Genomic DNA, 4,495 nt, shown 5'->3' on the forward strand with positions numbered 1-4,495 from the left:
GCAAAGGGGTGGGCGGGGGTCAGGTTTCGGGGCGCTGCCCCGGACCCCGCGCCTCAATCGCCGGCGGGGCTGGATTTGCCCGGCGGGGCGGGGCGCAAAAGGTGGGCGGGGCCCAGGTTGGAGGCGCCCGGGGCGGGGTAGCAGAGGGCCGGGGCAGGGGGCCGGCGGCAGCCGAGGGCGGGCGTACGGTGGCCGGTCGAGCTCGGGGTGGTCGTCTGGGAGGGGCGAAGTAGCCTGTCGAGGGCCCCACTTCGGCGGCCGGACGGCCGATACGAGGAGCACTGTGCGCATGGGGGCGACACTGGCGGCGATCCTGGACGCGGCGGCGCAGGGGCGGTTCCCGGCACCCGACGGCGGGGTGAGCGTGGTGCCGCAGGCCGGGCACCGGGACGCCGGGGTGCTGGCCTTCACCGCGCACTCGGTGGTGTTCACCGACGAGGACCCGGACTGGGTGCTCCGGACGCTGGCCACCCTCGACTGCGACGCCCTGGCCGCCGCCATGAACCCGCGGTTCCTGACCGCGCTGATGGAGCGCACCGGGCGGGCCCACGACACGGTCGACCTGCTGACGGTGGCGCCGGCGCTGCCCGGGGCCCCGCCGGTGGAGCTGCGGGAGGTGTCCGACCCCGACCATCCGCGGGTGGCCCGGGCCCGCAAGCGCCGGGACGACGTCAGGGTGTGGGCCGCCGACGGCGGGGTGGTCGTCCTGGGCCGTGGGGTGGCCGGCCGCTGGGAGACCGCGGTGGAGGTGGACGAGGGCGCCCGCGCCCGGGGCCTCGGGCGGGCACTGGCCGTGGCGGCCCGGCACCTGGTGCCCGGGGGCGAGCCGGTCTGGGCCCAGCAGGCCGCGGGCAACGCCCGCAGCGTCCGGGCCTTCCAGGCGGCGGGCTACCGCCCGGTGGGTGCCGAGGCGCTGCTGGTCGCGCGGTAGCGGTCGGGCGGCGCCGGTGGCGGTCAGACCGGGACGGGAGCCGCGGGTGGTCAGGCTGGGGCGCGGTCTGCGAGGAAGGCGGCTACGCGGGGGTTGCGTTGGTGGGGGACCAGGGTGCGGGCGGTGCCGGCGAGCATGGCTTGGACGCGGGCCGAGCGGACCTCGGCGAGCAGGTCCAGGGCCTGCCGGGCGGCCGCCGCCGCCTCGTCGGGGGCGCCGGACCGGGCCAGGTCGTCGGCGAGCTGGGCGGTGGACAGGGCGACGTTCCGGGCGAAGTGCGGGTCCTGCAGGGCGATGGCGCGCCGGGCGTGCCGGGCGGCCCGGGACGGCTCCTCCAGGGCCGACCAGCACTGCGCCTCGAGGAGTTCGAGCTCGGCCTCGCCGAAGAAGGACATCCACTCCGGGTCCAGCGGCGAGGCTCCCCGGGAGAACTGCAGGTGGGCCCGGGTCAGCGCGTCCTCGCAGGCCCGCCGGTCGCGCAGCACCGCCCAGCCGCCGGCCTCCCGGAGCGTCAGCAGGGCCAGCAGCCGGGGCGAGGCCATCACGCGGGCGGCCCGCTGGCCGGCCTCCGCGGCCCGGATCGCCTCCCGCGGGCGGCCGGTGTCGCGGGCGAGGAAGGCCATGTTGGAGAAGGCGTGCGCCTCAAGGCCCGCGTCCCCGGCCACCCGGGCCGTCGCCAGCGCCTCCGCGTAGTGCGAGCGGGCGTCGTCCAGTCGGCCCGAGTCGTGCGCCAACCAGCCGACCGACAGGGCCAGTTCCCCCGCGCCGGTGTGCAGCCGGTCTTCCGTGGACTGCCGGGTGGCGCCCGCGTCGAGCAGGGCGTACGCGGCCTTGAGCGGGCCGGCCGCGGTGCGGTAGAGGCCGTCCCCGCCGTGCCGGTCGTCCAGCAGCCTGATCCGCCGGACGGCCTCCTCGACCGCCTCGGCCTCGGCCTCGCCGGCCCGCCCGCGCAGCGGCCGCGGCTCGTGCAGGACCCTTTCGCCGGCGGACGGTTGACCGGGGACGGGGCCGAGCCCCAGGGTCGCGGCGGCCATCGTGGCGGAGCCGCTGGTCATGAACGCGCGACGCAACACGTCGCTCTCCTCAGGTGGGACGGGGACGGGGGCGGTCGACGGCCGGGCGCCCCGGCCGCGCACCGATTCGCGCGCCGAGAAGCCCAGGTCGGTCAGGGTGCGCCCGGGGAACATGTGCAGGAAGACCCGCTCGTAGGCGTAGTTGGGGCAGCGGATCTCGCCGGCCTCCACCCGCCCGACGTAGCGCGCGTCGCAGGAGACGGTCTCGCCGATCTCCCGGGCGGCCCGCCGCACGGCCGCCGCGAACTCCCCGGGGGACCGGGGCCCGCGCAACAGCCGGAAGGCGGTGTTGGGGGCGGGTGGGACGGAGGCTGCGGAAGCGGAGGTCGGTGACGACGCCATGGCCGTGCCCTCTCTGGCGATGCGTGCTGCGGCCGGCACGTGGCTCGTGGGGTCCGGCGCGCAAAAACGTACCGGCCGGGGGGCACCCGGGAGGCGGTGTTTAGCTACAAACGGGATATCTCACCCGCGATCCGCCATGAACTGCCATCCTTTGCGGCGGCCCGGCGCCGCACCCGTTGACGTTCCCGTGCGTTGAACGATGCGGAGTGGGAGGCGGCTCCCGGTTCGTACGAGGAGGGTCCCTTGTTGGAGGCAGCCATGGAAACCGACGGCGAGCAGACGGCCCCCGACGTCGTGACCGTCCCCGCCCGGCAGGGCCTCGAGGCCGTGGACATCATCCGCCGGGCGGCCGACCCCGCGGCGGTGGGGCCGGTGCTGCACGACGGCGCCGAGGACACCCTCGGCTTCCTGGTCCCGCCGGGCACGGCCGAGGGCTGGGACCTGCCGGGCAGCGCCTGTACGCACAGCGACGGACGCGGACTGAAGATCGAGCTGCCGGCCGCGCCGGAGGGGCCCTCCTGGCTGCTGCCGCCGGCCGCGCCGGACGGGGTCACCGACCCCGAGGTGCTGCGGGCCGCGCTGGGCGAGGCGGCCCGGCTGATCGAGGCCGCGGACCAGCTGACCCGCTGAGGCGGCCGCCCAGGCGGTGCCCGGCCCGCGCGGTCCACGGGGGAGAACCGTTCCCTCGCGGGGCGGCCGTGCCGCAGGCCCGCGGTGCGGCCCGCCCCCGACCGGCCGGCTCCCCGCTGACCAGCCATAATGGCCGGATGGCCAGAGAGCGGCGCGGCGGCCGGCCGCGGACCCCCGAGGCCGTCGTCGCGCAGGTGGACGGCGGGCTCGCCGAGCTGTCCCCGGACCGGGAGCGCCCGGACGCCTGGACGCTGCTCATCGACGGCGCCCCGCAGTCCCACGTCGACCTCGGCGACCCGGCCCGGCTGGACTTCGCGTACCAGCGCCGGATCGGGCACCTCATCGACCTGGTGGCGCCCGCCCGGCAGCCGCTGAACGTCCTCCACCTCGGCGGCGGTGCCTTCACCCTGGCGCGGTACGTCGCCGCCACCCGGCCGCGCTCCACCCAGCAGGTCGTGGAGATCGACGGGCCGCTGGTGCAGTTCGTCCGGGCCCACCTGCCGCTCGACCCGGCGGCCCGGATCCGGGTCCGGTCGGTGGACGCCCGGGCCGGGCTGGCCAAGGTCCCGGACGGCTGGGCCGACCTGGTCGTGGCGGACGTCTTCAGCGGCGCCCGCACCCCGGCCCACCTCACCAGCACCGAGTTCCTGGACGAGGTGCGCCGGGCGCTGGCGCCCACCGGCTGGTACGTGGCCAACCTCGCGGACGGGCCCCCGCTGGCGCACCTGCGCGGCCAGATCGCCACCGCCGCGTCCCGGTTCGCCGAACTGGCCCTGGCGGCCGACCCGGTGGTCTTCCGCGCCAAGCGGTTCGGCAACGCGGTCCTGGTCGCCGCGGACCGGCCGCTCCCGGTCGGGGAGTTCACCCGCCGGGTGGCGAGCGACCCGCATCCGGGCCGGGTCGAACACGGCCGGGGCCTGGTCGACTTCACCGGCGGCGCGGCGGTCGTCACCGACGCCTCCGCCACCGCCTCACCGGCCCCACCGCCCTCCGTCTTCCACTGACCCTCCCCGTCCGCCCACCGCCGGCCGGCCCCGGTCCTCACCTCCGCGGTCCGGCCGCGGCCCGTCCCCCGGATGGCCGTCCGCGGCGCGCCCCCCGGCCGCGGGTGTCCGACAGTGGACACGGCCCGCCCGGGCCGGCAGGCCACACCGGAGGTGTCACACGATGGGAACCCCACGCGACGGGAAGCGGCCGTCGGAGCCGATGACCCACACCCCGCCGGAGGCGGCCAAGCGCTCCGCCCCGCCCATCCACACCCCCGACCGCAGCACCCCTCCCGCCGAGCCCGCGGAGCCGCCGAAGCCGGCCCCGCCCGGCACCGCCAAGCGCTCCGCCCCCAAGCCGGCCCCGCCCAAGAAGCGCCCCACCTAGGGCCTGTCTTCCGGATCATGCCGGGCCCGAGGCGCCTGGCACCGCGCCTTGCGGCGTTCTCGTCAGTCGCCGATGTCCCCCAGCTACCGCTGGGAGGTGCCCCCACCGCAGTGGCTCCCTCCTCGGCCTTGCGATGCACGGCACC

Annotated in this window: 5 protein-coding genes; 4 read left to right on the plus strand and 1 reads right to left on the minus strand. The window is 77.6% G+C overall.

Annotated elements, in window-relative coordinates; genetic code table 11:
• Positions 1–289 precede the first annotated feature (289 nt).
• Positions 290–931 (plus strand): GNAT family N-acetyltransferase, encoded by a 642-nt coding sequence (locus AB0O40_RS37595; protein WP_365050793.1) that lies wholly within the window; start codon positions 290–292, stop codon positions 929–931.
• Between the two features lie 50 nt (positions 932–981).
• Here the strand turns inward: AB0O40_RS37595 and AB0O40_RS37600 are convergent, their stop codons facing one another.
• Positions 982–2,346 (minus strand): tetratricopeptide repeat protein, encoded by a 1,365-nt coding sequence (locus AB0O40_RS37600; RefSeq protein ID WP_365050796.1) that lies wholly within the window; start codon positions 2,344–2,346, stop codon positions 982–984.
• 258 nt (positions 2,347–2,604) lie between these two features.
• Here AB0O40_RS37600 and AB0O40_RS37605 point away from each other — a divergent pair, with 258 nt between their 5' ends.
• The 3 genes from AB0O40_RS37605 to AB0O40_RS37615 all read left to right on the plus strand — a co-directional run bounded on the left by AB0O40_RS37605 (position 2,605) and on the right by AB0O40_RS37615 (position 4,350).
• Positions 2,605–2,976: a hypothetical protein gene (locus AB0O40_RS37605; RefSeq protein WP_365050799.1), complete on the plus strand. Its 372-nt coding sequence runs from the start codon at positions 2,605–2,607 to the stop codon at positions 2,974–2,976.
• Between the two features lie 137 nt (positions 2,977–3,113).
• The gene (locus tag AB0O40_RS37610; RefSeq protein WP_365050802.1) at positions 3,114–3,980 is read left to right on the plus strand and encodes a fused MFS/spermidine synthase; all 867 of its coding nucleotides are present in this window, start codon (positions 3,114–3,116) and stop codon (positions 3,978–3,980) included.
• Positions 3,981–4,143: 163 nt separating this feature from the next.
• Positions 4,144–4,350 carry a hypothetical protein gene (locus tag AB0O40_RS37615; RefSeq protein ID WP_365050805.1) on the plus strand — a complete coding sequence of 69 codons (207 nt, stop codon included), beginning with the start codon at positions 4,144–4,146 and terminating at the stop codon, positions 4,348–4,350.
• The last annotated feature ends 145 nt before the right edge of the window (positions 4,351–4,495 follow it).

This window comes from Streptomyces sp. NPDC089919 (assembly GCF_040684615.1).
Taxonomy (GTDB): domain Bacteria; phylum Actinomycetota; class Actinomycetes; order Streptomycetales; family Streptomycetaceae; genus Streptomyces.